We start from the raw sequence: 24857 nt of genomic DNA, 5'->3' as shown, positions 1-24857 counted from the left end.
CGCGCTTTCGGCACGGCGGGTCCGCTCATTCGGCGATCGGCCAGGTGCTTTGGCGGCTCAGCTGGTGGTCAGCAGGCGCCGTTCGGTGAACTTCCACGGTCTTCTTGCCGCGGTGGTGAAGGCTGTCGGGCCCTCCGGGAGGTGGGTGAGGACGCCGAGGAGGAGGGTGTGGGAGACGGCCAGGAGCGAGCCGTGTTCCTCGGCGGTGTGTTGCAGGAAGTCGGCGCATCGGGTGGCGCGGCTGTAGAGGTCGGTGAGGCTTTCACCGTCTCCGCAGCGCGATGACGGGTGAGTGAGGCGGTGTTCTCGCCATGCGCGGTACGCGGGCGGATAGGTGTCGGGGGTGTGGCCGAGGACGATGCTCGGGGCACGCCACTCAGCCAGGAGGGGCGAGGTGGCAATGATCGGCAGGCCGGTGAGGCGCGCGAGCTCGGCGGCCGTCTGGCGGGCGCGGAGGACCGGGCTGGTGACGATGGCGGTGACGCCGTCCGGCAGGGGCAGAGAACGGCGTGCCTCGGCGCGTCCCTCGGCGGTGAGGGGCGCGTCGAGCGGGGCGTGATAGCCCGGGCGGTGGCCTTCGTAGGTTCCGTGGCGCATGAGCCAGATGTCAGCCAAGAACCCAGCCTCCGTCGACGCGCAGGGTCTGCCCGGTGATGAAGCCGGCCTGTTCGGAGGCGAGGAAAGCGACGGCGGCCGCCACGTCGTCGGGGGTGCCGCGGCGCTGGATGCACTGGCGGCCGAGCTGACGGACGGTCATGGCGTCAGGATCGTCGACGACGGTGGTCTCGGCGGGGACGCGGATGGAGCCGGGGGCCACGCAGTTGGCGGTGACGCCGTCCGGTCCGAGTTCGCGGGCGAGGGCGCGGGTGAGTCCTTCGAGTCCGGCTTTGGCACTGATGTAGCCGGAGAGGTCGTGGCGGCCTGTGTGGGCGAGGACGGAGCCGATGGTGATGATGCGTCCCCACCCGCGGGTGGTCATGCCGGGTGTGAGTTCGTGGGCGAGGAGATAGTGACTGGTCAGGTTGGTGCCCAGCGCTCGGTGCCAGCGGCCGAGGGTGGTTTCTGTCCAGGGGATGCGGGGGTAAGCGCCGGCGTTGCTGACGAGGATGTCGATCGGGCCGAGACGGTCGTGGGCCTGCTGGCAGAGGGCGTGGACGGAGTCGGGGTCGCGGAGATCGGCGGACAAGGGCAGCGCGGTCATGGAGGCCCTGGTGAACCGCTTGGCGAGGGCGTCGGCCGCCTCGTGGTCGTCGAGGTGAGCGAGGACCACGGCGGCCCCGTTGGCGGCGAGTTGTCCGGCGATGGCTGGGCCGATGCCGCCGGTGGCCCCGGTGACCAGGGCGGTGCGTCCGTTCAGGGAGCCGGGCACGAAACCTCCTGCGGGCCGAAGTAGGTGGTGGGGTCGAAGTCGGGGCTCATGGCCTCGGCCAGCCGGGCCAGGAGGATCAGCCGGTCGCGTGGAGCGAGATCGGCGAGGTTGTAGACGCCGAGGATGCGCATGGCCACGTACGGGCGCAGCAGATCGGCGAGGCTGTCGCCGGGCCAGAGCCGTTGCGCGACGGGGTGGACCAATTGGTCCCAGTAGGCGGCGACGACGGCTCGGCGCGGCCCGGCAAGTCGCGGTGTGTAGTCGACACGGACGGTCCGGGCGCCGTGATCGACCTCGGCCCTGTGGATCTCGGGGGTGTTGGCCGGGATGTTGTCGAAGGTGGCCGGGTGGTCGGCGAGAGCGGGCGCGTTGTAGGTGGGGACCAGCCATCCGCCGAGGGCGGAGGTGTACCAGAGGAAGTTCGCGAACTCGCCGGCGACGCTGTTCAGCCCGGCGGTGTCGTAGTCGAACCAGGCCAGAGGATGGGCGAGGTTGACGTCGGTGGGATCGCCCTGGGTCAGAGCCGCCCACACCGGCTCCGCCGTGGCGAAGTCCGCACGGAGCCGATCCAGGGTGGCGGCCCAGTCCAGGTGGTGGCACCGGCCGTTGACGTGCAGTGTGTAGGTGCCGAGGCGGGAGACCGGCACGTCGACGACGTCGTCGGCGACGGGGAAGTCCGCTCCGGCGTAGTACGCGTCGAGGCGGCCGCCCGACGCCGCCCGGTCCCGGTACAGCTTGCCCACGACGCGTTCGGGACGGGCCGGTTGCGCGGTGTTGAGGATGACGTCCCGGTAGGCGGCCGTGAGCTGGGACATGTAGGCGTACAACTCATCCGTGGGCTCGGGCGTGTTGAGCAAGTCGAGCAGCAGTCCGCAGTCCGTGCCGGCGGCGAGACGCTCGTACACCAAGACGTATCCGCCGGGTACGCGCAGGCGGGCGTGGAGGGCCGGCACCCGGTAGTGGCCGGCCAGTCGAGTGTGTCCGCGGATCTCCTGGCGGGCCTCGGCCGGGTCGCGGGTGTACTTCACCAGCAGGCGGCGGCCGGGGATGTCGACGGGGCATACCAGGTTGCGGGTGAAGCGCCGCACCGGCCCGACCCGCAGGTGCCTGCGTCCGGGCATCAGCGGACCCCGTTCAGCAGGTCGAGGCAGAGCTCGGCCAGGGTGGCGGGGGCGAAGGCGTCCATGTGGAGGTCCGTGTCCGGGGCGATGGCATCGCGTACGGGGCACAGGTCGCCCTGGTGCATGCGCTCGGACAGGGCGGTGGCCATCGCGTGATGGTGCGGCAGGCCGGTGCGCCACTTGCTGTGGCTGTGCCGCGCGCAGAGGCCGATGACGGGCGGGCCGCCGCCGTGGGGCATGCGGGTCATGGCGGCGAGGTGGGTGAGGCCGGTGTCGTTGCCGATCACCAGCCGGCAGTGGGGGAACAGGTCGATGAGGTCGGCGGCCGGGATCCCGCCCAGATACAGGACTTCCACGCCGCTGCGCGTGGTCTGGGTGGAGACGTGCATCCCGGTGCCCGGGTCGCCGCCGATGACGAGCAGGCGGACCTGCGTGTGGTAGGCGTCGGCGATCTGCTGGGCGATCTGGATGTACCGGCGGGGGGTGTAGTCCTTCAGCTCCGGCCAGCTGGTCGCGGTGATGGCGGCGATGGTGAGGCCGTCCAGCCATCCGGCCGCCCGCAGCGCCTCGGCGAACCGTCCTGCCCGGGCTAGCAAGAGCGGGGTGAAGGGGGCTGTGGCGGGCAGGCGGATGCCCAGGCGCCGTTCGAGGGCCAGGTAGTGGCGGGCGGGGAGGTCGAGGTGGGCGCGGTCGTCGCTGGACCAGCCGGGCGGCGCGGCCGGGTCGCACACCACGCTCACCGCGGCCTTGGGCCCGCGTGTCTCGACACCGGCCCGGTCGCCGATCACTGCCCGCCGGCCGACGCCCGGTCCGGCGCCGGCGTCGGGTGCGTCGGGTGGGGTGGGGGCGAGCAGTCCCGAGCGGGCGATCAGTTGTGCGTACGGTCCGGTGGCCCGGACCGTGGTGGACAGCGCCCGCAGCGCGTGCCACTCGGTCAGGGCGCGGACAGCGGCGAGGGCGAGGAGGGTGTCGCCGAGTTTGCCGTGGAAGGCGACCTCGATTTCGTCGCAGGTGTTGAGCCGGTCGACGAGTTCTGCAGAGGCGGGGACGGGCAGCGGCGCGCCGACGGGGATGCCCGCGCGGTCGTATCCGAGGGGCGTGGTGTGCACGGTGTGGGCGGAATGGAGCTGCGTGCCCGGGCGGAACGCGATGCCGGCGGGGGTGAGTGTGGTCACGGGGCGGCCCCGATCGTGGTGAGGGAGATCAGCGGGAGGCCGAGAGAGTCGAGCAGGACGCGGGCCCCGCGGGTGGTGTCCTCCACGAGGCAGGCGGCGGCCAGCGGTTCGGCCCCGACCTCGCGGAGCCGGCGGGTGAGGTCGGCGAGGGTCTGGCCGGTGGTGATCTCGTCGTCCACGAGGATGATCCGCTGTCCGGCGGCGATGTTGTAGGCGAAGACGTCGGTGCGCATCGCGTGCGGCTCCTGGAAGCGGATGGCGCCGTCGAGCGGCAGGTGGAGCTTCCAGGCGATCTTGTAGGGCAGGTCGGAGGCGGTGGAGAGGGCGATGGTGGGCAGGATGCCACCGGCATCCAGTCCGAGCAGGAAGTCTCCGGTGCTGTCGGCGTACGACAGTTGCGCCTCCACGTGTTTCCACAGCAGCTGTCCGGTGGCGGCCAGTGCTTCGGGCTGGACCGGGTCTTCGAGGCCGTCCAGGGAGTGGATGACGCGTTCGCGGCGGCTGGTCGCACCGGTGCTGAGGCGTTCGACGACTCGTGCGGAGAACGGGGGCACGACACGGGTTTCGGGCATGGCGAAGCTCCTGCGGGGCGAAGACGAAGAAAGGGAGCGGACCGGGCGGCGGAGTGTCAGGCCGCGACTTGCGCGGCGTACCAGTCCAGGAAGCAGTCGATGGCGGCGGTGAGCGGCTTGAGGACGCTGTCGCGGTTGTCGTCGCGCCAGGCAGCGGCGATCTCGGCCAGCGGCGGCAGGCCGAACGCGGGCAGTCCGGGCATCCGGGAGGCGGCGGCGAGGATACGGTCGGCTCCGGCCTCCCACTGGTTGTGCTCGCGCAGCAGCAGGCGGCAGGCCAGGACGAGGTGCTTGTACAGCTGCCGGACGCTGTCGGCCCCGGCGTCGGCGCGCAGTCGGCGCAGGGTGAGGACGACCTGGGGCAGTTCGCGGACAGCGGCCAGGTCGAGCTCGGCGCGGTTGATGGCGGGCAGCTCGATACCGGGCGCGGCGTGCAGGACAGGGTGGCCCTGCTGAAGCTGGTGCAGTGCGAAGGCGAGGCGCGGGGTGAGGTGCCGCGCGGTCAGTTCGCCCGGCGTCATGAGGGACGGGCCGAGCGAGGTGACGTCCTCCAGCGCACTGCGGTAGTGCCCGAGGGCTTCATGGACGTGGAAGGTGGCCGCGTGGTCGGCGATCACGAGCAGGTCCAGGTCCGACCAGCCGGCGATCCAGCTGCCCTCGCCCGGGCTGCCGGTCAGCGCGGCGAGCCGCACACCGTCGTGCACGCGGAGGGCGTCGGTGAAGTCGGCGGTGGCCGAGGCGACGACAGCCGGCAGGCCGAGCCCGTAAGGAGTGGCGACCCGCAGGGTCGAAGGGGAGGGTGGGAGGGCGATGCGCTGCAGCTGGGCGCGCAGAGAGGCGATGCTGCCGGAGTTGTCGATCACATGGTCGGCGAGCGCGGCCACGCGGTGGGCCCCGCGGCTCATCTTGACCTCGTCCTTGGCGGACACGGCCTGCGGCGCCGTGCCGGATCGCGTGACCCGCACCGTGAAGTCGGCGTCCAGATACACGATCTGCAGCCTGTCGTCCAGAAGCTGCTTGAGCTCGGCGATCGAGGCGTCGTCGTGCACGGATTCGATGGTGAACAGCCGCGTGCCCGGGTTGCCTTCCGCGAAGTAGTTCAGCTCGTCGAGCAGCAGCTCGGCCTGGCGGCGCGCGGAGAGCGTATAGGGGTCGGCGAGACCGCGGCGGTGCGCGGCCTGCCGCAACAGGAACCCGATCTTCAGGCGCTGGGCGCCGCAGGTGTCCCGGACGAACTCCGCGCTGGTGCTCTTGCCGCACTCGCTCAGCCCGCCGAAGGCCAGGACCCGCCGCAGCCGGGGACTCGGCTGGACCTCCACCACCGTCTCGTCCTGGCCGTACAGCTTGTAGCGAGCCGGTGAGGGCAGGCGCCGCTTGCCGGCCAGGACGGCACGGACCAGGCTGTCGAGCGCGGAGCACAGCTCCTCGCGCTGCCGGTGCAGGGCGGGGATACGGCGACGCGTCAGCTCGTCCCGCTCCGCAACGCGTTCGCTGTGCCAGATCCTCAGGGTGAGGACCGAGAGCCGGTCCACGACCGAGGCGAGGGTCTCGGTGTGCAGCGGAACATCGGGGCGGTCGGGCCCGGCGAGGGTGCCGAGGATCTCGTCGGCGCGCTCGGCCAGTTGGTTGCGCTCGGCGTTGAGCTGGTCGATCTCCCGCTTGCAGTCGGCGACGTGTTCGGCCTCCAGTCCGGCACCGCGTACGAGGTCCTCGGCGTCCCACAGGCGGCCGTTGACGGTGTGGAGCCGGGTGACAGCGTCGTCCAGCCGCCGGCGGTCCTTCTCCGGCAGGGCGGTGATGGCGCGGGCCAGCCCAGGCGGTATCACCAGAGGCGGTGCATATACGGTCATCGGGGGTTTCCGTCCATGAGCGGCAGGGGGTTGTCGAGGAGAGCGGCTATCTCAGCGTGGACGTCGTCGGGGGAGCGGTCCTCGCAGTTCACAACCGCGGCGTAGGCGCCGTGCTCGGCCTGCTGGAGCAGGACCGCGTGCAAGGTCTTCTGATAGGCGGGGTAGACGCCGGTCCAGGGGCGGCCCTCCCGGGCACTGGTGATCGTGTAACTGCGTTCGGCATCCAGCGCGGGAACCAGGAGAACAGCAGTCTCCGGCCAACTGGGGTAGGCAGCGGCGATGCCGGCCACGGTGTCTATGGCCTGCTGTACGGGCAGTTCCTCCTTGACCGCGCAGGTCGCGGCGGCCACCGCGAGGAGCATGGGCAGCCCCCGGTCGAGCAGACCCGTGCGGCCCGCCTCCCTCGCGGCGGCCCGCTTGGCGTGGCCGGCCAGCAGCATCCCGGTCAACTCGACCGTGGTGGACGTCTCGAACCACCACGCCGCGTAGTCGCCGGCCGCCACCCGTTCCCACGGCTCGGGGTCGTGGTCATGGATCGCGCCCAGCGGCTGGAATCCACTGTGCTGCTGGGCCAGCAGCCGCAGCTGGGTCGTCTTGCCGACGTTGTCAGGACCGTTCAGACTGACGAAGCCCGGCCACGTGGTGGGCATCGGCGCTCACGCCTTACGGACCGGCGTGTCCAGGACAGAGGAGATCGCCCCGGTATTGGCGGCGATGAACTTCCCCAACTGGGGCGGCATCAGGTTCAGTTCACGCACCGCCGCAGCGGTGAACGGCACCCGGACCACCTCGTAGCCCCCCGTTCCGGCTTGCCGAACTCGCTGCCGGTGCGGGCGGCGAGGTTCATCGACACCAGGCGCGCGGCGAAGAAGTGCTGGACGCCGATGCCGCCGTCCAGCTCGTCGGTGATGAGGTAGACGAGTTCGGCACCGTCCACCGTGCCGCCGAGTTCCTCGAACACCTCGCGGTGCAGAGCCGCTTCGATGGACTCGTCGTCGGCCTCCACGCCGCCGCCGACCGTCACCCAGTAGGGGTCCCGGTCCGGCCTGGTGCGCTTGATCAGGACAAGTTCGTCACCGTCGAGGAGGATGGCGCGGGCACTGCGCTTGACGACTGCGGTCATCGCGTAGATTCCTTCTGGTCGCGGTACGTCACAAAGCCGAGGCGGAGCGCCGCCATCGCGGTGAGGATCTCCAGCCTCGCGGACTCAGCATGGGGCACACCGGAACCCAGGTGTGACGCACGGATGCTGAACCAGTGCCGCACGAATGCTGAACATGCCTGGGCACGTCTGGAGTTCGGCGGCGATCAAGAGTGGACGGGGGGACGGCAATGGTCACGGTGAGGCGGTGGACCGGTCACAGCGTCCGGGTTCTCCGCGAAGACGCCCTGCGCCTGAGCATCCGCAAGTTCGCCGAACGGCTGGGTATCAGCGACCGCGCCGTATCCAACTGGGAGGCAGGCGGCGAGGCGAAGGTCCCGAGCCCCGAAATCCAGGCCATCCTCGACACCGCACTGGCCCAGGCCCGGACGACGCCAAGACACGGTTCGCCGAAGCCCTCGGGCTCGACAGCACCGAGCCGCCGGCCGTCGCGGGCATCGAAGTCGACTCCCACAAGTTCCTGCCCGTCTTCATCGGCGCCGAGCGCGCACAGCGGCTCCGCGCCGATATGCCCCACCACACCGGGGACACCTGGCTGCACTCCTCGGCGGCCCGGGTGGAACACCCGGACGCCGCCGAGTGCACCCTCCACGTCTTCGCCTGCGGCGTCGCCGTATTCCACCTCGTCCAGCCCCACACACCCGCGTCGCTCACCGAGCTCGCGGTGTGGCGCTACCGCTCCTACGCCACCGACCTTCCCTGGGCGAAGGCGAAGATCCATGACCTCCTCGACGAGAACGAGAACCACCCAGGGCTGCCCAACCCCGAATACGTCCTGTCCCTGTACTGGCTCGCCTCCGGCCCGTGGACCGGCAGCCAGTACGACACCGCTCTGCGCCTGCTGTCCACCCCGTCCGTACTCGTCGACCGCGGCGCCGCCGGCGGGCCCGCACCACTGGACGGCGAGGTAGAGGAGAAGCTGCTGGCCACAGGATTCGACCACCCCGACATCGTGTCCTTCGGCGTACGCGGCATCTCCGCCGGATACGCGGGATGGTCCGGCGTCGCCTACGCGTCCATCGCGCCCGAGCGCGCCCTTACCGCGGACGAACTGGTGGCCTGCGAACTGGTGGTACAGGCCCTGTGGTGCTTCACCGGCCAGATCCAGCAGATGATCGAGGACGGCCAGGACCCCTCCATGCCCGAGGAGTTCGGCTGGCGCTTCCTGCGCGCCGCGCACTCACGGCTCACCACGGCCCGCGCCCAGGAGACCGCTCAGCACGTCCTCATGCGGGAGGCCATCATGAAGACCAGTGGCTTGGAGAAGCAGCTGCGTGCCGCGCAGGACGCTCTGCGCGAAGGCCTCAGCTGACAGTGAGCAGGGAGAGACACCGCATGGACATCGGCAACGCGGCACTCGTCGTGATCGACATGCAGCTGGGATTCGTCAACCGCCACAGCCAGCATGCCGTTCCCGCAGTCGCCGATCTGGCCGCCACATGGGCCGCCACGGGCAGGCCGGTGATCTTCACCCGCTACTTCAACTATCCCGACAGCCCGTACGAGAAGTTCTTCCAGTGGCACCGCCTCCAGGGACCGCCCGAGACCGACATCGTCCCCGAACTTGCCGACCACGCCGGCCACGCCCGCGCCGTCCTCGACAAGACCGGATACACCCTCTTCACCCCGGAAGCTACCGAACTGATCCACAAGGCCGGCTGGAGCGACCTGGTCTTCTGCGGGGTGGCCACCGAAAGCTGCGTCCTCAAATCCGCCGCCGACGCCTTCGAACACGGCTACGCACCCTGGATCGTCACCGACGCCTGCGCCAGCGACGCCGGACCGGGCGTCCACGACGCCGGCCTGACCGTCGCCCGCCGCCTCATCGGCCCCGGTCAGCTCCTCACAACGACCCAGGTGATCCAGCAACTCGCCTCGTACGACCCGGCCGTGGTGCTGGAATAGCCCCATGGCCGCCACCTCACCCCGCACCGGAACACCCGCAACCCCCGACGCCGACCTGATCATCATCGGCGGAGGCCCGGCCGGCTGCGCCGCCGCCCGCATGGCCGCCAGCGTCGGCATGCGCTCCGTCCTGATCGAACCGGACGCCCTGTGCCGCAACCTGTACCGCATCCCGGCACTGAACAACGTCCTGGGCGGCTACACCAGCGGCCCGGCACTGGCCGAATCCATCGCGGCAGAGGTCAAGACCACCGAACTGTGCCGCATCGAACTCGGCAGCCGCGCCACCGGTCTCCGCACCGCCGACGACCATGTCGTGGTCACCCTGGACACCGACATCCAGCTCATCGCCCCCCACACCATCGTCGCCACCGGCGTAGGCCCCCTCCAGGCGAGCGATGTCTCCTGGCTCACCGCACCCTCGGGCCTCACACTCTTCCCGCTGTGGCAGGTAAAAGCAGAGGCTGCCCAGGACCGCACCCTGCTCATCCTTGGCGGTGACCGACCGATCGGCACCTTTCTACGAGCCCATCCGACCACCAAAACACGTCTGATCGTGGCTTACCCCCAGAGCGACGATTACAAGATCGACGAGATCCGCGACGAACCCCCGTGTGGCCCTCCGCCCCGCCGATCACGTGACCCTGCACCCGGCGGACACCAACGCGTCTTCGGCCGAAATCGTGGGCCGCGACGGCGAACGGCACAGGGTGACGGCCGACATCACCCTTCTCAACATCGGCACCATCCCGAATGCCCCGTCTGGCGACCTCGTCCGTGACACGGCAGGCTACTGTCCCCCCACCAGCCAGCACCCTCGAGTCATCACTGCCGGAGACGTCCGCTCGGCCCGATTCCAACGGATCATGACCGCCATGGGCTCCGGCAGCGAAGCAGCCCTACAGGCCTACTACGCCACAAGGGACCTGCTCCCGGCAGAAACCCATTGACCTTCCGGTCTTCATGTGCCCCACCCCTGTGCTTCGTTCGGCTCTCCGAGCGGCGACGTGCACCAAGAACCAGACCCTGGAGAACAATCGGGCGCTGCGGACACGGGCTGGGCCAGATCAGCCGCGCATGTCGTAGCATCCGAGCGGCGCCAGCTCAGGCTCCGCGCCGTGGGGTCAGCCTCCCGGAAGCGGCTCTCTCCGTCTCAACCACTCCTTCGGCACGCCGCCGACACCGGTGCGGGCGGCCACGATGCCGCCCGTGATGGCACAGGTGGTGTCGACGTCACCAAGACCCGCGGCAGTGGTCCAAAGGGCACTAACCAAGTCATCGGGGTGCCGGGCGGCGGACCAGACGGCGAAGGAGACGGTGTCCTCGGCGCGGTAGCGCTGTCCGCTGCCGAGGATCTCCGATGCCCTCGACGGCTCGGTAGCGAAGGAGAGCCGGGAGGCCTGTGCGAGTCCTGCACGTACGGCGCTGGCCGGCGTCAGCGCCACCACCGCGTCCAGGGCGAGCTCGCGGCGGGCGGAGAGGGCGGACGCCACGGCCACGGCGACCGCGCCGGCGATGCCTTCCGGGTGCGCGTGGGTGACCTCGGCGGACAGCGTCGCCTGCGCGACGACGTGCGGGAGATCCGCGTGAAACCACGCGCCCAGGGGCGCCACGCGCATCGCGGCACCGTTGCCGAGGCTGCCCTCTCCGTGGAACAGGCTGCGCGTCAGCTCGGGCCAGCGCTCCGGCTCGTGGAGGAAGCGGGGCAGTAGTGCGCGCATGCCGCGGCCATAGCCCCGATCGGGATCTTTGTCATGGATAAGGGCGAAGGCCAATGCCAGGTCAGGCTGATGGATCTCCCCGTGTTCATCGAGCACTTGAAGGATGCCGAGCGCCATCGCCGTATCGTCCGTCCAAGGCCATTGAGGTTCCTCGGGCGTGCGCCGGGCGTGAACCTCCTCGGAAGCCTGGCGTGGCTCACGGCGGAACCAGCGTTCACCGAAAGCGTCGCCCAAGGAGAGGCCGTCAAGGCTTCGGCGGGCTGCGGCGCGGCCCGCCTCACATTCGCCGTGGGCGGTGTCGCGGACTGCCAAAGGAATCCCCTGTTTCGATACCGTCAGACTCTAGGACCGAGGTCGACCACGGCCTGTCCCTGCCATATTGCCCTGTGGCGAGGGGCACCGCGTACCGTTCTCGGTGAAGCTCTAGCCGCAGTCCTCCGGTTCGGAACACCCCAGGGTCGCTTATGCCGGCAGATACACGACCTCCTTGCCACTGTTCACAAGTGAAGACACACCGACCGGGCTGGGCTCGGAGGGCTGACGTAGAGAAGTCGCAACACGCTCAGACTTGACACGGAATGCCGCTGTCGTGCACAGGCAGCAGCGGGTCCCGAGGTCCGGACCCGCTGCTGCTCGTCAGCGCCTGTCCGGGCATCAGCCGAACGACGGCACGATCTTCTTCTTGCCGCCCTCTTCCTTCCAGGCGACCTTCGCGTCAAAGGTCTTGCCCTTCGACGAGACGAACCCCGTGCCCTGGATGGTCTTGCCGACTGCCAGGTCCTTGCGCTGTGCATCGGTGAACGTCACCTGGCACCAGGACCGCGGCGGCTCGTCGCCGGAGCCGAAGTCGGGGACGATCTTCTTGGCCTTCGCGTTCCAGCTGACCTTGCAGCCGAAGGTCTTACCGGTCCTCGCGCTGACGAAGTCGTCGATCTCCAGCGCCTGGCCCGCCAAGAGCGCCGTGACCTCCGCCGGCGTGAACGTCCGGCCGGACCACTTCGTCGGCTTGTCCGGCACCTCCAGCTGGAACCCGACGAACTTGCGGCCCCTGTAGTCGCCGACGCCGAGCGCTCCGGTGACCGTGAAGGGCTTGCCCGCCCTGTTCGTGGCCTCGAACGAGATCGTCTCGCCCGCCAGCAGCTTCGCCACCTCGTCGTCACTGAACTCGTGGCCCGACCAGATCTTCTTGAAGACGACCTTCTTCGGCCCGCCCGGAGCGGCCTGCCACACACCCTCGGCGCGCGCAGCGACCACCTGCTCCTTCAGACCCAGCTCGGCGCGCATGGACGCGGCGTTCTTCGTCATCGTGGCAATGTCCCCACGCACCCAGTCGGCGACGACGGCCAGGCACTCCTCGGCCGTCGCCGTCCCGGCGGCGATGTCGCGCATGTCGGCGTAGACCTTCTCGGTGAGCCCGAGGTCGCCGATGCGCGTGCCCGGCAGGAGCCGCCAGCTCATCTCGCCGGCCTGTGCCAGCCTGAGCTTCCGGCCCTTCTCCGTCAGCAGCGGGTACTTCGCCTTGCCATTGGTGACCTCGGAATACGTCGAGGTGCGGGTCGCGCCCGTGCCCACGTCGCGCTTCTCCAGCTGCTTCATCAGCCACTTCATCGTCGGATGCTCGGGGCGCTTGTTCGCGCCCTCGAAGATGAACGGCTGCGCGATCTGGCCCAGGCCCTTGCTGGACTCGTTCTCGTCGCCTTCGGCCGTGTCGTCGCCGGCGTCCGGATCGAACACGGCCCGCCAGCCGGGGCTCTTGGGCACATTGGCGATGCCGACGAAGTCCGGGTACTTCTCCACGTGGCCCTTCTGCTGCTCGTAGAGGTAGTCCTCGGCGAGCATGGCCAGGTAGTTCTTCGCGAGCATCTCGTAGATGAGCCGTCCGGCCTTGCCGTACTTGTGCTCGACCTCGTCCAGCGACGAGGGCACCTTCGGTCCCGGACGGTTCGCGCCGTGCGCGCCCTGGGGCTTCACGTGTGTGGACCGGGGCTGGCGGTGCGTCAGAAGCCCGGCGTCGACGCCGACCACGGCGGCGATCTTGCCGACCAGCGGGGCGAGGTCCTTGAACTGCTCGGGCGTGATCGTCTTGTCTTCCGTGCGCGGGTACGAGACGACCTGGTCCTCGTACATCTTCTGGTAGGTCGAGAGCGTGAGGTTCGCCTTCACGCCCTTGCCGACGAGCATCGAGGACAAAGAAGCGAGGTCGAGCAGCTTCGGCGGCGCGGTCTTCTTGTCCGCCTTGCTGTCCAGGACGACAGGGGAGGGGCCGTACTGCTGCGGCACCTGGCCCTTCTGGTCGAACCGCGGCTCGTCCGGGTTGGTGTACATGACGTTGTTCTCGTCGCGGAAGCGGTTCTGGAAGAACGGCTTCTTGACGTACGCGTCGTAGGCCTTCTGCTGGTCGCCGACGAGAGAGACCATCGCCGACTTCAGCCGGCCCTGGCGCAGCACGAGGTCCTGGCCGGACTGGCGGCCCATCGCCGTGGCGATACGGGTGAACTGCATGGAGAGGAAGTCCCATTGCGAGCGGTACATCGCCTTGCGGTAGTTGCCCTCGTCCTGCATGGACTTCACCGGCCGGCGCTGCTCGAAGGCCTTCTGGATCGAGGCCTTCGACTCGTCGGTGAACTCCATGCGGCTGAACTTCTTGCCGTGGAAGCCGAGTTCGTCGATCGCCTCCCAGAAGAGCAGGTCGCCCTCGCCGGACGGATCCAGGTCTGTAGCGATGACGATTTCGTCGCCGCGGCTGAGCGCAGAACGCAGCGTCTTGATGACGTCAGCGACGTTCTTCTGTGGCTCGCGCTTCCACGAAAGATCCTGCGGGTTCCACGGCAGGTTGCCCAGGTCCCACTTCTGATAGGCGTCCGCGAGCGAGGAGTCCACCATCGCGTGTGGCTGGGCGAACTCGTAGAGATGACCCCGCAGGCTCGCCACCTCGTAGGCCGTGCCCTTGTAGCTGCCCTTCGTCCCGCCGAGGGCGCTGGCCATGTTCCTCGCTGCGCTCGGCTTCTCTGCGACCACGATCGCGACCATGCCGACTCCTTATCGTAATTGACCCAGAAGCGAGTGCGAGTCTACTTGAAAAGGGTGGTCGAATGGGAGTCGAGATGTGTCTAAAAGGGCTTTGAATGGCGCGAGGGTCGTGCGGAGATGGCCAGCGCCGGCGCGCTGTTCGAGCAATCACCGCTCGAGAAGACCCCGAGAAGCTGTGCTTCTCGGGGTCGTCGTCTGTTTAGCCCTATTACCGAGTCGGCATCGCCACGCCGAGCCGGACGCGGTACACCCGCAGCACCTTGCCGAGCGTCTCGAGTCCCTCAGGGTGCTTCAGGCCTTCCTCCAGCTCCTTCAGTCGGATGGGCCGTACGCCGGCCACCTCGGCGACCTGCTTGCGCGTGGCCTGACCCCTGAGCTTGATCAGCAGATCCGGCAGGTCCGCAGTCAGGTCCTCGAACATCCGGAACTTCTCCCGCTCGCCCATGCGCGTGTGGCCGACATGGATCGCGCCACAGCTCTCTTCACACCAGTACCAGCTCGTCGACGCATCTTCCCGGAGCTTCGCGGGGATCTCCTGCTCGCTCCGGTAGCGGTGCTTGAAGACCCACGTCCCTTCGCGCTGCGTCCGGCATCCGCGCGGCGCGTCCTCGGGCCGCGAGGCCGGCGCGGCCATACCCGCACACCGCGGAGTGCAGTACAGGCCGAGGTACACCGGGTCCTGGGCGCGGAGGCCCAGACCCTTGCCGCACGTCTTGCAGCGCTGCCGGGCGGGGAAGAGCTTCTCCTTGCTCGCCGTGGTCATCGAATCGGCCGTCCTTCCCGCTCGCGTTCAAGCTTCAGCTGCGCCCTGGTCGCCTCACGGGCCTTGTCCCGGAAGTAGATCGCCTCCTTGTGCGTGATCGGCGCGTCGTGGAGGTTGTGCGAGCCCCGCAGGAAGTTCTCCGTACGGTCGGCGATGGAGTACGCCAGCGCCTGCTCGACCACCGCGCTGGTCTGGCGCACCTCGCCCAGCTCGTCGCGCAGCTTGCGCAGCAACCCGTCCCGCTCGCGTTCAGCGGCCTCGATGTTCGCCAGGCGTGCCACCACGCTGCCCAGCAGCGGGTCGCGGGAGCGGAACAGCTCGACGGCGCGCTCGGTGGCAGGATCGGCATCAAGGTGCAGGTCGAGCTGCGCCAGCAGGAACGCCGTCACCAGCGTGCCCTGGCTCAGCCGCTGGCTGAACTCCCGAGCAGTGCTGTCGCTCACGCCCAGCTCACGGACTGCGGCTGCTCGCAGCTGCTCCCGCAGCGCGTTCATGATGCTCTCGGGCAGCGCCTTGATGTGCGGCTGGCTCTGCACGCCGGTGAGCCGGAAGCCCGACTGGGGGAGCGTGGCGGTCTCGGCTGTGCTGCCCGATCCGCCCTTCGTTGCCGCACTCTGCACGGCGTCCTGATGGTCGGTGAGCTGGAGCGAGCCGGGCGTTACATGCTCGGGTTCATCCGGTGTGGCGACGACGTCGTGAGAAGTGACTTCCGCCGCGGCAGCGCCCTCGACGTCTGGCTGTGCCCCGGGAGCCGGAACAACATCAGCCGCAGGGCCTGCCGGCGCGCCGCCCGGGAGCGTCCCGGCAGTTCCTCCCTGTCCACCGACGTCACCACCACCACGCTGGTTGGATCCGCCGGCCCGCTCGGAGTCGCCGGCGACGGGCTCGTAGTCCGGCTCCAGGTCCAGGCGATCCTCTTCGGCGTCCACGTCGGGATCAGCCTGCAGACTTTCAACCTCGGGTTGAGAGTCGACGTCGCCGGCCTCGTCAAGCTGCGCCTCCGGCTGGGGTGTTGCCACCTCAGGCTCAGGCTGTGCCGCCTGGGCCTGGACGCGCTTGAGCTCCTCGCTCCCGCCGCGCCGGTAGGCGTCGAGGAAGGACGTGTCCACCTCCATCACCTCGGCGGTGGGTGTGGCCGCTTCCAGCATCTCTGCGAAGTCCCGGCTCATCCGAGCTCGCCGTCCTCGTCATCCAGGAGGTAGTTGTCGCCGCGGGTGAGCCCGATGAGGGAGTCGAAGCCTGTGGTGACGACGCGTTCGAGGTTCGCCGAGTTCTTCGCCAGCGCCGCGACCTGGTCGACAAGCTCGTTGAGTCGCGCGATCTCCAGGGTCGGCAGGTCGTAGTCGAGGTTCTCGCGCCGGATCTTCTCGACCACCGCCTCGGCCACGTACTCGTTCACCGAGGAGAACCCGCGCTTGTCAGCCCAGTACTCCGCGCGCTGCTTGTCGTCCGGATCCAGCCGGACGAACATGCCCTGGCGCCCACTACTACTGCTGCTCTGCGTCGCGCCCGGCGGCTTCTTCTTCGTGCCGCGCACGGGCTGCGTCGTCTTCTCCCACTCCTGTGTGACGGTCATGCGCGGCTTCTCCTTGCCTTATTTGATTGATCTATGAGGCCATCTTATCAATGCTACTTGATAAGTCATCTGCACTCTTTGTGCTTCCGCTCGAATACCAGTAGAGTCGCAGCCGCGCCTAGTCAGTCCCCCCTGGCGGCGCATCGCCGCAGCAGGTGGCCTTGCTCGATTCCTTTCCTCTCGGGCGGGGTCACCTGCTGTGGACCACACCCGCCTTCGCGTGACGGCGAGAAGAGAAAACGCCCGGTGCGACACATGGCGCACCGGGCCCTTCGTCTGTCTGATGGACCTCCGCTCAGGGGCCGGGCATGGGAGTCGGGGTCGCATTTGTCGCGCAGTCGACGAGCTCCTGGGTGAACCTCGGCGACTGCCAGATCGCCTTGTCTTTGTCGTTCGGCAGGTGTTCGACGATCGACCCGGTGCCGAGGGGCGCGCCGCCGGCGAAGAAATGCAGCGCCTCCTGGCTGAAGCCCGCGTTGTACACCAAGGTCGACAGGCACTGGCCGGCTGCCGCGTAGGTCTTCTTCTGGCGCTCGTCCCGGGCGTAGGAGGAGAACATGGAGACCAGGCCCTTGGTGAGCTCGATGGACGAGTTGACCGGCTGATCCGCGCGGACCGGGTAAGCCGGCTTCAGGTTCGGCTTACCGGCTTTCGCGGCTGCCTTCGGTGGCGCGTAGCTCTGAGTCTTGGGGCTGCTGCCGTTCGGAAGTACGGCCTTGTCGATGCACGCGTCGAAGTCCTCGCGCAGCGACCGCGAGACCAGGAGCGCGGCGTCGTCCTCGCTCACCTTGTTCAGTCCGTTGATGACTGCACCCATGTCGTCGCTGTCGGCCTGGACGATGTGGGCCAGTGCCTCCTCCGGCACTCCCGCCTTCCGCACTGCTCTGGTTAGGCAGGCCCCGCCGTCCTTTCTGGAACTCTCAGTGCCCTGGAGGGCGAGCTTGTCCAGCGCCTCGCCGAGGGCCATATCGGTGACCTTGGCGGTGCTCATGGTCGGACTCGGCGCAGATGGTGCCTGGGTTGTGCTGCCGTCGCCACTGGCGCATCCGGCGAGCAGAGCGCCCGCGGCCACACCGAGTGCTGCGGCCGCGGGCGCAGCCTTCCTCGTCCTCCAGGTCTTCATCACTTCTCGCCTCGCCTCGCCTGTCGCTGACCAGTCTGATTGGATCGACTGGTCTTCGAGGGTATCTTATTCGAATGCCTATTGAATGGCAGTCTGTGATGAGTCAGAATGCCGCGAAGTAAGGGGGTGCAGAGGGCGCGCCGAGCAGGGCTCGGGCGCGCAGGGTGCCTGCGGGTCTGCTTGGTGCTTGGGGATCAACGGAGTTGATCCGGAGGGCTCTGTGACACGTCGTGCGCGTTTCGGCTGCGGATGGCCCCCTGTCGGGCGGCTGTTCGTGGGCTTCTCATCTCCTCCTTCGAAGGACTGCTCGACATGACTGCTCTTGCTTCTGCTCGGGCCGCCACCGACGTCGATCTGCTGACGCTCACGCTGCACGTAAGCGATGACCAGAAGACCTGGCACCCGATCGTCTTCGAGGGTGAGAGCCCGGTCTACGTCGACAAGCAGGCCGCGGCCTGGCTCAAGGAACGGCCGTACCTCTCCGTCGAGATGGACGGCTCAACCTGCTGCGGCCAGTTCCCTCGGGCCTTCAACGCGGTGTTCGCGTCCATCACCCGCGACCAGCAGCTCGTGCAGGTGCACACGCTCTGACGCGCATCCGGCTTTCAGAACGAGAGATAGGACGGACCATGACTCTGTCTGCTGTGCACGTCCCTGCACCCATGAAGCCCGGTCCGGTCGTCTACACCGACCAGCAGCTCCTGCACGTGCTCATCCACCTGGCGCAGGGAGAGAACACCCTGGGACGTCGCACCTTCGAGCGGCGCCGCAGGGGCACCGATCCATCAGCTCCGCTCTACGAGCGCCGTTTCGGCAGCTGGAACCGTGCGCTGGAGCTCGCGGGTCTCGCCGTGATCGAACAACCCCAGCAGCTCCAGACTGCGACGACAAAGTGGACCCAGGAGCAGCTCATTGCCGCGATCCGGCAGTGCCTGCGGGAGACGGGATCCACGGCGCTAGCGGCCTACGAGGCCTGGCGCACGGATCCGGCGGACCTGAAGGGTGATGTCCCGCCGGCCACCACCATCCGCTTCCGGATGGGCAGTTGGTCGCGGGCCACAGAGCTGGCTTGCGGCTGAAATCCATCGGTATGTGCGCAACCGTTCCTTTCCCGCTGCGCGCCGTTCAGCCCTGCGCAAATCCCATTATGACCGAGTCGAGGACCCCATGACCGTCATCGCCGCACCGATCGCTGACCTCCTCCTGGCCGACGCCGCGTCGGCCGCGATAACCCGTACGGTCACCGCGCCTGAACTGCTCGGCGTCGCCGCGCAGCTGCCCGAGCGGGAGTGGTGCCCCTTCTGCTCCTACGACGAGACCAGCGAGCCGGGCCTGCCCCGCGACATCGTCAAATGCACCGTCGAACCCGCCCTGCCGCCCGAGGACTGGGACCCGCGCTGGGGCCAGGGCCCGTTGTACGAGGTCACCTACCTCTCCTGCGGCCACACCCTCGCCGAGCTCTGCGAGTCGGCGGCTCCCACGCTCCACTCTCCGAAAGGACCTCCCCCATGCACCCCCTGACGGCATTACAGAGCCTGGCGCTCCTCTTCATCGTGCTGGCCATCGTCGCCTGCATCCTCTGGATCGCCCGTGAGATGAGCACCCAGACCCGGACGCCGGCACCGGCCGCGCAGCGCCCGGAGACCGACGGGTCCACACCCATCGTGCGCATCGCGGTCCACCGGCCGAACGAGCCATACGACCACGAGAAGCACGGTCTCTGAAAACCAGCACTCCATTCATCTGACCGCCCTCAACTCCCACGCCTGGGGCTGCCATCCATCATCGAAAAGGAAGGAATCCGCACCGCATGGCCAATTTACGACGGAATCGGATCACCACAGTCGAGGGTCGGCAAGGGGCCATGGCGCGCGGCCAGTCGCCGACCCGTCACGAGTCGCACCTGGCGCCGGTGAATCTGACCAAGCCGTACGTCTACGGGCAGAGCGATCCGGCATCCCGGCCGGTGGTGCCGGAGGTCAAGCGGCGTAAGCGGCGCAGCGCTCGGGACGTCGTCAAGTCCGTGCTGTCGCGAGCGACGCGCATAGTCGAGCGGTCCACCGAGCGCTCGGAGGGTGAGCCGACGGTCCGGGAGCAGTTGACGTACGCGCGCATCGTGATCGACGACATGCTCCTCGACCTGGACGCCGGTGACGTGAAGGAGCAAGACGCCCGGTCCCTGCTGCGGACGGTCGAGGACATCTACGCCCAGGTGTCGGGCGTCGAGGTGATCGAGGTCGAAGACGCGAGCGCGTCAGCAAAAGGGCCAGCCTCAGTTCCGAATGAAGGTCCGTGAGTACGAGGGTCCCAATTTCCGTCAGGTGTTCGTCGTGCACATCGACGGCACTCGCACATCAATCAGCGACTGAGCTAACGGCAGTCGAGGACGCAGCAGAAACGCCGCGCCCCGGGCTGTCGACTGTCAGACGCAATTACCGTCCCGAGGAGGACTCATGCCCACCCATTACAAGAGGCCCGAAAAGCACTACGTGAAGCCCGGTGACACCGTGGTAGTGAAGCTCGGATGGTCCGAGTGCATGATGAGCCTCGGTCTCGCCGGGAAGTTCATGCCGGTCCGCATTCTGGAGAATGACGGGTTTGGGCAACTCCTGTCGGTCGACACCGGACGCGAATACTCCATGCCGAATCCGCTCGGCTGGATGAGCTTCTACAAGGACGACGAGGGCTGGTACTCCCACGACGTCTACGACATTGGCGCATCCCGCACCGTGACCCATACGACCGGCCGGTTCTACGTCTACGTGGACGGCAAGCAGCTCTACGGCGTCCAGTCTCGGCATTTCGAGGAGATGCGCGACGAGGCCCGCGCGATGCACGAGCGGGACATCCCGAGCGCTGAGGTCAGGTTCGTGGAGAACAGCCGGTGCCTGCCCACCTGGTGGTCGTGCTCCGTCGTCGTGCCGCTCGACACCGAGATCCGCGAATTCGACGGCCCCCGGTACCGGGACACGTGGATCGACCTGCCGACCCACTTCAACCTGTTCGCCGGTCGCTACCACTTCCAGGAGGTCTGAGCGTGATCGTTGGCTACAGCTACGCGGCCGAGAACCTGTGCCCGAGCTGCACGATCAAGGCGATGCGGGCAAGCGGCATCACGGTGCAGCGCGGCAAGCCGCACGAGGAAGCGATTCGTAAGGCGGCCGAGAAGCTCGGGATCGACTTCGACGACGAGCACTCCTACGACTTCGGCGACTTCCCCAAGCCGGTAACGGACCAGCAGTGCGAGACCGAAGTGACCGAGCTACCTGATGCCGAGCCCGGCGTGCGCCACGCCATTTCCGATGAGCGGTGCTCCGGCACCAACTGCGGCAAGTGGCTGAAGCTCGGGGAGAAGTCGCCGACCGAGGCCGGTCTGACCCGCTGGGTCCGCGACGACTACGAGCTGCCGCAGGCCCTGGCCCGAGAGATCGCCAGGAAGTTGCGCGAGTGGGGCCTGTCACACAAGGAGTTCATCATGGAGGACAACGTCCGCCAGGCCGCCGCGATGTTCCCGCATGACTACGCCACCGTGCACGCCGAGGGCAACCCGCAACACATCGAGCTGCGGCGCACCCCCGAGTACGACGACGACCCGTGCTTCTACTGCGAACAGCCGTGGGAGAAGCACACGTTCACCTGCATCACCTGCGCCAACCACGTGCCGGCCGATGCGCCGCACGGCCACGAGGTCCAGGTCAAGGGACAGATCAAGTTCCGTGAGGCCAAGCCCACGACATGAGAGGGAAACACCCATGCCCGCAGTCTCCGAGCCGTACGACGCCAACGGATCGCACGACGTGCTGACCGGCATGCTGGCAGCGCTCCGCAGCACTCAAGGCCGAGGCGTGAAGCTGACGCCGGTTCAGAGCGGCTTCCTGGAGCACTTCAGTGCGATCGACAAGGCGGCCCGAGAGGGCGGCCAGCTTCCGGACGCCTGGCACGCCCCGCCCGGCATGCAGACGGACCACCCGCACATGACGGTGCTCGTCTGCGAGGGGGACCGGGTGATCTCCGAGGCGAACCGCAACATCCTCAAGGTCAAGTGCGGGGAGCTGCGGTCGGCGCTCGAAGCGTGGAAGCAACTCAAGGCGGAGGGCGACAGCCCGCGCGCCGAACGCGAGGAACTGGAGCGAGCGGCCGGCGAAGCAGAGAACGTCGCCAAGCATCTTCAGATCCTCGGCGTGGTGGACGGCCTTTTCGAGGGTTGGGAGATCTGAAAGCCAGCCCGGTCGATGAGCAGCGGATGCCGTCGTCCCCTATGCGGCATTCGACGGGTTTGACTCCCGCACCGGGCACTTACACACATTCGTCTCAGCAGCAGAAAGGGAAACCATGGGTGCGAGCATGCGTGAAATGCGCGAGTCGGCTCGTGAATACCTCGAAGGAGAGGGTCGCGACCCGGAGCGGTACAACATCGACGGCATCGTTCGGGACGCCTGGGTCGACGGCAACGGGTCGGACGAGGTGTGGAAGGCGGCCGTCGAGAAGCACCACATCCGGTTCATGGTCGGTGACTGGGGGCGCATCACGGTGGAGGTCGAGGACGGTTTCACCGAGCACCACTACGGTCCGATCGAGAACTTCCGCAGGCCCGACGGGAATTTCTACCGCCGTAACGTGGCCAAGCCGTACGCCGCTTTTCTCCACCCGGAGTACACCCGCAGCCACGTCGTGCCGCTGTCCGAACTGGTCGCGGAGGTCGAGGACTTCGAGATCGTCACCGAGTGGTCCCAGGTCCACGAGGGTGGGCCGCGGCACAACTACGGGGTCTACCAGTGCATCGGCGGTCACGGCCCCTACCCGCCGCCCGCCACGGTTATGGTGATCCACAAGGTGTCTGGGCGGAAGAAGCGGTTCTGCGACGCCTGCAACACCCCGGAGAAGCGGGCCGGCCTCGCCGACGAGGCACTGATGTACCAGCGCAACGCCAAGCAGACGATCTTGAAGCTCCGCGCGAACGCGGAGCTGATCACCGGGCCGACCGGCGACCCCTTCTCCTCCTACGACAAGACCGAAGCCGACGTGTACCGGGAGTTCGCTGACACCTTCCCCTGGCTCGTCCCGGCCAAGGCAGCCGAGGTGTACGCCGCATGGAAGGAGCAGCAGGGTGCGCACGCCGCTGCGTAAGACGTGCATGACGGGCGGCTGCCAGAGCAGGGCGACCCACCTCCTGGAGTACAACGACGACTCCCCGCTCGCGGACAACGTGCGCCGGGTGCACGACCAGGTGTGCGAGGAATGCGGCAACAGCTACATGCGCACCAACCGGGTCAAGCGCTGGCGCCCGTACCTGGCACGCAACGGTGCCGCAGAGCAGAGCATGTCGCCGAGGATCAGGGTCCGGATTCAGTCGGACGACGAGCCCGACGCGTACCCCCGGGACAGCGACTGGTGGGACGTCAAGGACGCTGCAGAAATGCGCGCGGGTCTGCTCCAGGTGTACGTCATCGACGTCATCGACAGCGTCGGCGAGGTCATCACGGAGTGCCCGAACCGGCTGGCCGGTCCCGGCTTCGAGGGCGTCTACCAGCGGCCCGCCGAAATCGAAGAGAAGTGGCTGGCGTACTGCGCCGCTGATCACTGGACCCCGTATTTCGGGATCGGGCCCGGCGACTTGGTCACCTTCGGCGGGGAAAACCTGCTGGTGGTCAATTACGACCAGGTCGACCAGGACTACGGTGACATCGGTGCCAACACCGGATTCATTCTCTGTCAGCCCACCACCACGACGGCCGTCCGCCTCCTGGTGTGGGTCGAGGAACTGAAGAAGGTCAGGGAGGTCACTACTGGAAGGAAGCGGAGAAGTGAGCCTGGCTCGAACGGTTGAAGTGGTCTGGTACTACCGGGACCCGCGTGGCGGCCCGGGGCAGGACGAGACCGCGGAGCGCAAGACGGACGTGGTCCTGCTGGAGAAGTACGCCGACGAGCACAACATGTCACTGGACGTGTTCGGCGAGGTCCGTCGCTCCCTGGCCGTGAAGTACTTCGGAGAGAGCCTCAAGGGCAACAGCATCTTCGCCGACAGCATCACGAGCGTCTGCAACTGCGAGTCGACCGAGGCGTGCGAGTACGCCGAGTTCGGCGGCCACCGGTTCAGCCTCAGCGACGGCTCGCGTATCGGCAGCATGACGATCCGTGAGAACGTGCCGAACCCGCGCGAGGGCTACCCGAACTCCAGGCTCGGAGTGGAGAACGTCAAGAAGCAGTGGGCCGAGCTGACGCTGGCCGCGATCATCGAGCAGGAGGGGCACCGGTGAGCGACGTGCAGGAGCACCTGGCGAAGATGCTGCGGATCATCGGCATCGAGAAGATCACCGCGCGGAACATCGAGAAGGTGTGGGTCCGCATCCGGATGTGGGAGGTCGCCGTCCGGTGTTCCCGCTGGGACGCTGACGCCGACGAGCAGCGGTTCACAACGGTCGAGGAAGTCCGCGAGAACGTCGGCGTGGCCGCAGCCGACGGCACGAAGAAGCTGACGGACGTACAGTTCGACAGGCAGCTCGCCCACAACGTTCGGGCCGAGGCCGAGAAGTCGTACGCGTCCCTCACCCGCTTCAACTGAGTACGTTCTCAGGGAAGACGAGGCCTTCGTCCGGGAGAACGGGCGCGTCTTCATCTTCACGAGGAACCCCTGGCCAATGAAGATCGCCGTTGTCAGCTCGACCGCGCTGCTCACCACGCCGTGGAGCAGCCTCCACCACATGCCGCTTCCCGCACCGAGCGACTTGGCCCAGGATCTCGTGCGGTCCTACCGCCTGATCGGACGACTACAGCAGGCGCACCAGACAGAAGGCAGCGCAGAAGAGTGGCAGTCCGCAATGAGGATCATCACGGACGCAGCCGCAGCACGGGTCAGGACCAGCTCCAGCTATATCGAGAAGATCCGGCAGCTCGCTGCCGACAAGACGTACCTGATCGACAACGGGCTCTGTCACGAAGAGCAGTAGACCCAAGGACGCCACAACAACTCAGCGGCTCACCATTCCGGTGGGCCGCTTTTGTTATGCCGGAAGGACGACAACGTCGCCGTCGAGACCATCCACGGCGCACTGGCCGACGAGATCGAGGTGATGAACCGAGCCCGGGCCGCCTTCTACGACCTGATGGTCAAACACAACACGGACCTCATCAGCGCCGGGTTCTTCGGCCGCCCCACCTCCTGAAAACCTCTAAGGAGACCTGACCATGCCCCGCTACACCCTCGTCGAGCACGAGAACCTGGCCAACTTCGTCGTCGCCGTCGCGGTCACCCCGAAGCTGGAGGCCAGGGCCAAGCAGCATATGGGCGTGATCTTCGACGACCATGCGAAGGCCGACACCGCCGCGAACGAGATCAACGACTGGGCCTGCGTCCAAAACGAAGGCGTCGAGCCGCTGTACCCGAACCGCGTCGCGCACCTGACCGGCTTCTCCTCGAAGTGCCGGATCGACGGACGCCGTCTCTACATTCCGACCACCACTTCCGACACCGCGATCAAGGATTCCTGACC

Annotated in this window: 30 protein-coding genes and 3 pseudogenes; 19 read left to right on the top strand and 14 right to left on the bottom strand. The window is 67.8% G+C overall.

Translation table 11 applies throughout. The annotated features are described in order from the left end of the window. Nucleotides 1-57: 57 nt before the first annotated feature. The 8 genes and pseudogenes from ACIP67_RS30215 to ACIP67_RS30180 all read right to left on the bottom strand — a co-directional run bounded on the left by ACIP67_RS30215 (nt 58) and on the right by ACIP67_RS30180 (nt 7210). A complete protein-coding gene (locus tag ACIP67_RS30215) occupies nt 58-615 on the bottom strand; it encodes a histidine phosphatase family protein (protein WP_401696051.1) in 558 nt (185 codons plus the stop codon). Next, on the bottom strand, nt 608-1369 hold the full coding sequence (locus ACIP67_RS30210; protein ID WP_401696049.1) for an SDR family NAD(P)-dependent oxidoreductase: 762 nt from the start codon (nt 1367-1369) through the stop codon (nt 608-610). Before ACIP67_RS30210 ends, ACIP67_RS30215 begins: the two co-directional genes overlap by 8 nt. Further along, a complete protein-coding gene (locus ACIP67_RS30205; protein ID WP_401696048.1) occupies nt 1354-2490 on the bottom strand; it encodes a hypothetical protein in 1137 nt (378 codons plus the stop codon). The genes ACIP67_RS30210 and ACIP67_RS30205 overlap by 16 nt, the downstream gene beginning before the upstream one ends. Further along, the gene (locus ACIP67_RS30200; protein ID WP_401696047.1) at nt 2490-3665 is read right to left on the bottom strand and encodes a glycosyltransferase family 9 protein; all 1176 of its coding nucleotides are present in this window, start codon (nt 3663-3665) and stop codon (nt 2490-2492) included. Before ACIP67_RS30200 ends, ACIP67_RS30205 begins: the two co-directional genes overlap by 1 nt. Continuing rightward, entirely contained in the window at nt 3662-4237 is a 576-nt protein-coding gene (locus tag ACIP67_RS30195; protein WP_401696046.1) for a phosphoribosyltransferase, read from the bottom strand. The genes ACIP67_RS30200 and ACIP67_RS30195 overlap by 4 nt, the downstream gene beginning before the upstream one ends. A 56-nt stretch (nt 4238-4293) precedes the next feature. After that, complete coding sequence (locus tag ACIP67_RS30190) at nt 4294-6087, bottom strand: DUF4254 domain-containing protein (RefSeq protein ID WP_401696045.1); 1794 nt, start codon at nt 6085-6087, stop codon at nt 4294-4296. Beyond that, nucleotides 6084-6737, bottom strand: coding sequence for a hypothetical protein (locus ACIP67_RS30185; RefSeq protein WP_401696044.1), 654 nt, complete (start codon nt 6735-6737; stop codon nt 6084-6086). Before ACIP67_RS30185 ends, ACIP67_RS30190 begins: the two co-directional genes overlap by 4 nt. A 6-nt stretch (nt 6738-6743) precedes the next feature. Then, nucleotides 6744-7210, bottom strand: a pseudogene (locus ACIP67_RS30180) (NUDIX domain-containing protein). 209 nt (nt 7211-7419) lie between these two features. Here ACIP67_RS30180 and ACIP67_RS30175 point away from each other — a divergent pair. The 4 genes and pseudogenes from ACIP67_RS30175 to ACIP67_RS30160 all read left to right on the top strand — a co-directional run. After that, nucleotides 7420-7530 (top strand): annotated as a pseudogene (locus ACIP67_RS30175) (hypothetical protein); the annotation flags it as partial. Nucleotides 7531-7757: 227 nt separating this feature from the next. Continuing rightward, a complete protein-coding gene (locus tag ACIP67_RS30170) occupies nt 7758-8561 on the top strand; it encodes a hypothetical protein (RefSeq protein ID WP_401696043.1) in 804 nt (267 codons plus the stop codon). A gap of 23 nt (nt 8562-8584) precedes the next feature. Then, a complete protein-coding gene (locus ACIP67_RS30165; RefSeq protein ID WP_401696042.1) occupies nt 8585-9154 on the top strand; it encodes an isochorismatase family cysteine hydrolase in 570 nt (189 codons plus the stop codon). A gap of 4 nt (nt 9155-9158) precedes the next feature. Further along, nucleotides 9159-10104 (top strand): annotated as a pseudogene (locus tag ACIP67_RS30160) (FAD-dependent oxidoreductase). Nucleotides 10105-10278: 174 nt separating this feature from the next. On the opposite strand, the gene ACIP67_RS30155 reads toward ACIP67_RS30160, so the two are convergent. The 6 genes from ACIP67_RS30155 to ACIP67_RS30130 form a co-directional block, all read right to left on the bottom strand. Further along, nucleotides 10279-11187 carry an ADP-ribosylglycohydrolase family protein gene (locus ACIP67_RS30155; protein WP_401696041.1) on the bottom strand — a complete coding sequence of 303 codons (909 nt, stop codon included), beginning with the start codon at nt 11185-11187 and terminating at the stop codon, nt 10279-10281. A gap of 342 nt (nt 11188-11529) precedes the next feature. Next, on the bottom strand, nt 11530-13905 hold the full coding sequence (locus ACIP67_RS30150; RefSeq protein WP_401696040.1) for a DNA topoisomerase: 2376 nt from the start codon (nt 13903-13905) through the stop codon (nt 11530-11532). 208 nt (nt 13906-14113) lie between these two features. Beyond that, on the bottom strand, nt 14114-14668 hold the full coding sequence (locus ACIP67_RS30145) for a helix-turn-helix domain-containing protein (protein WP_401696039.1): 555 nt from the start codon (nt 14666-14668) through the stop codon (nt 14114-14116). Further along, nucleotides 14665-15837 (bottom strand): hypothetical protein, encoded by a 1173-nt coding sequence (locus ACIP67_RS30140; RefSeq protein ID WP_401696037.1) that lies wholly within the window; start codon nt 15835-15837, stop codon nt 14665-14667. The genes ACIP67_RS30145 and ACIP67_RS30140 overlap by 4 nt, the downstream gene beginning before the upstream one ends. Then, complete coding sequence (locus ACIP67_RS30135) at nt 15834-16244, bottom strand: hypothetical protein (protein WP_401696036.1); 411 nt, start codon at nt 16242-16244, stop codon at nt 15834-15836. Before ACIP67_RS30135 ends, ACIP67_RS30140 begins: the two co-directional genes overlap by 4 nt. A gap of 295 nt (nt 16245-16539) precedes the next feature. Beyond that, complete coding sequence (locus tag ACIP67_RS30130) at nt 16540-17235, bottom strand: hypothetical protein (protein ID WP_401696034.1); 696 nt, start codon at nt 17233-17235, stop codon at nt 16540-16542. A 444-nt stretch (nt 17236-17679) separates the two neighbouring features. Between ACIP67_RS30130 and ACIP67_RS30125 the strand changes: the two genes are divergently transcribed. The 15 genes from ACIP67_RS30125 (at nt 17680) to ACIP67_RS30055 (ending at nt 24855) form a co-directional block, all read left to right on the top strand. Beyond that, nucleotides 17680-17958 carry a hypothetical protein gene (locus tag ACIP67_RS30125; RefSeq protein WP_401696033.1) on the top strand — a complete coding sequence of 93 codons (279 nt, stop codon included), beginning with the start codon at nt 17680-17682 and terminating at the stop codon, nt 17956-17958. Between the two features lie 38 nt (nt 17959-17996). Next, nucleotides 17997-18446, top strand: a complete 450-nt coding sequence (locus tag ACIP67_RS30120) for a homing endonuclease associated repeat-containing protein (RefSeq protein ID WP_401696032.1) — start codon at nt 17997-17999, stop codon at nt 18444-18446. A gap of 88 nt (nt 18447-18534) precedes the next feature. After that, entirely contained in the window at nt 18535-18888 is a 354-nt protein-coding gene (locus ACIP67_RS30115) for a hypothetical protein (RefSeq protein WP_401696031.1), read from the top strand. Continuing rightward, entirely contained in the window at nt 18876-19091 is a 216-nt protein-coding gene (locus tag ACIP67_RS30110; protein WP_401696030.1) for a hypothetical protein, read from the top strand. The genes ACIP67_RS30115 and ACIP67_RS30110 overlap by 13 nt, the downstream gene beginning before the upstream one ends. 140 nt (nt 19092-19231) lie before the next feature. Continuing rightward, on the top strand, nt 19232-19663 hold the full coding sequence (locus tag ACIP67_RS30105; RefSeq protein ID WP_401696029.1) for a hypothetical protein: 432 nt from the start codon (nt 19232-19234) through the stop codon (nt 19661-19663). 157 nt (nt 19664-19820) lie between these two features. After that, nucleotides 19821-20402, top strand: coding sequence for a hypothetical protein (locus tag ACIP67_RS30100; RefSeq protein ID WP_401696028.1), 582 nt, complete (start codon nt 19821-19823; stop codon nt 20400-20402). 2 nt (nt 20403-20404) lie between these two features. Continuing rightward, on the top strand, nt 20405-21106 hold the full coding sequence (locus ACIP67_RS30095) for a hypothetical protein (RefSeq protein ID WP_401696027.1): 702 nt from the start codon (nt 20405-20407) through the stop codon (nt 21104-21106). Nucleotides 21107-21119: 13 nt separating this feature from the next. Then, nucleotides 21120-21584 (top strand): hypothetical protein, encoded by a 465-nt coding sequence (locus tag ACIP67_RS30090; protein ID WP_401696026.1) that lies wholly within the window; start codon nt 21120-21122, stop codon nt 21582-21584. 127 nt (nt 21585-21711) lie between these two features. After that, nucleotides 21712-22494: a hypothetical protein gene (locus tag ACIP67_RS30085; RefSeq protein WP_401696025.1), complete on the top strand. Its 783-nt coding sequence runs from the start codon at nt 21712-21714 to the stop codon at nt 22492-22494. Beyond that, complete coding sequence (locus ACIP67_RS30080; protein WP_401696024.1) at nt 22475-23194, top strand: hypothetical protein; 720 nt, start codon at nt 22475-22477, stop codon at nt 23192-23194. The genes ACIP67_RS30085 and ACIP67_RS30080 overlap by 20 nt, the downstream gene beginning before the upstream one ends. Beyond that, on the top strand, nt 23172-23624 hold the full coding sequence (locus tag ACIP67_RS30075) for a hypothetical protein (RefSeq protein ID WP_401696023.1): 453 nt from the start codon (nt 23172-23174) through the stop codon (nt 23622-23624). The genes ACIP67_RS30080 and ACIP67_RS30075 overlap by 23 nt, the downstream gene beginning before the upstream one ends. Continuing rightward, nucleotides 23621-23929, top strand: coding sequence for a hypothetical protein (locus ACIP67_RS30070; RefSeq protein ID WP_399978103.1), 309 nt, complete (start codon nt 23621-23623; stop codon nt 23927-23929). Before ACIP67_RS30075 ends, ACIP67_RS30070 begins: the two co-directional genes overlap by 4 nt. A 76-nt stretch (nt 23930-24005) precedes the next feature. Next, a complete protein-coding gene (locus ACIP67_RS30065) occupies nt 24006-24314 on the top strand; it encodes a hypothetical protein (RefSeq protein WP_401696022.1) in 309 nt (102 codons plus the stop codon). Between the two features lie 51 nt (nt 24315-24365). Next, the gene (locus tag ACIP67_RS30060) at nt 24366-24530 is read left to right on the top strand and encodes a hypothetical protein (protein ID WP_399978097.1); all 165 of its coding nucleotides are present in this window, start codon (nt 24366-24368) and stop codon (nt 24528-24530) included. A gap of 22 nt (nt 24531-24552) precedes the next feature. Beyond that, complete coding sequence (locus ACIP67_RS30055; protein ID WP_399978095.1) at nt 24553-24855, top strand: hypothetical protein; 303 nt, start codon at nt 24553-24555, stop codon at nt 24853-24855. The last annotated feature ends 2 nt before the right edge of the window (nt 24856-24857 follow it).

It is taken from the genome of Streptomyces sp. NPDC088812, assembly GCF_044750285.1.
Classification (GTDB): Bacteria; Actinomycetota; Actinomycetes; order Streptomycetales; family Streptomycetaceae; genus Streptomyces.
Note: the sequence above shows the minus strand (reverse complement) of the source record. Positions and strands in the feature narration are given on the sequence as shown.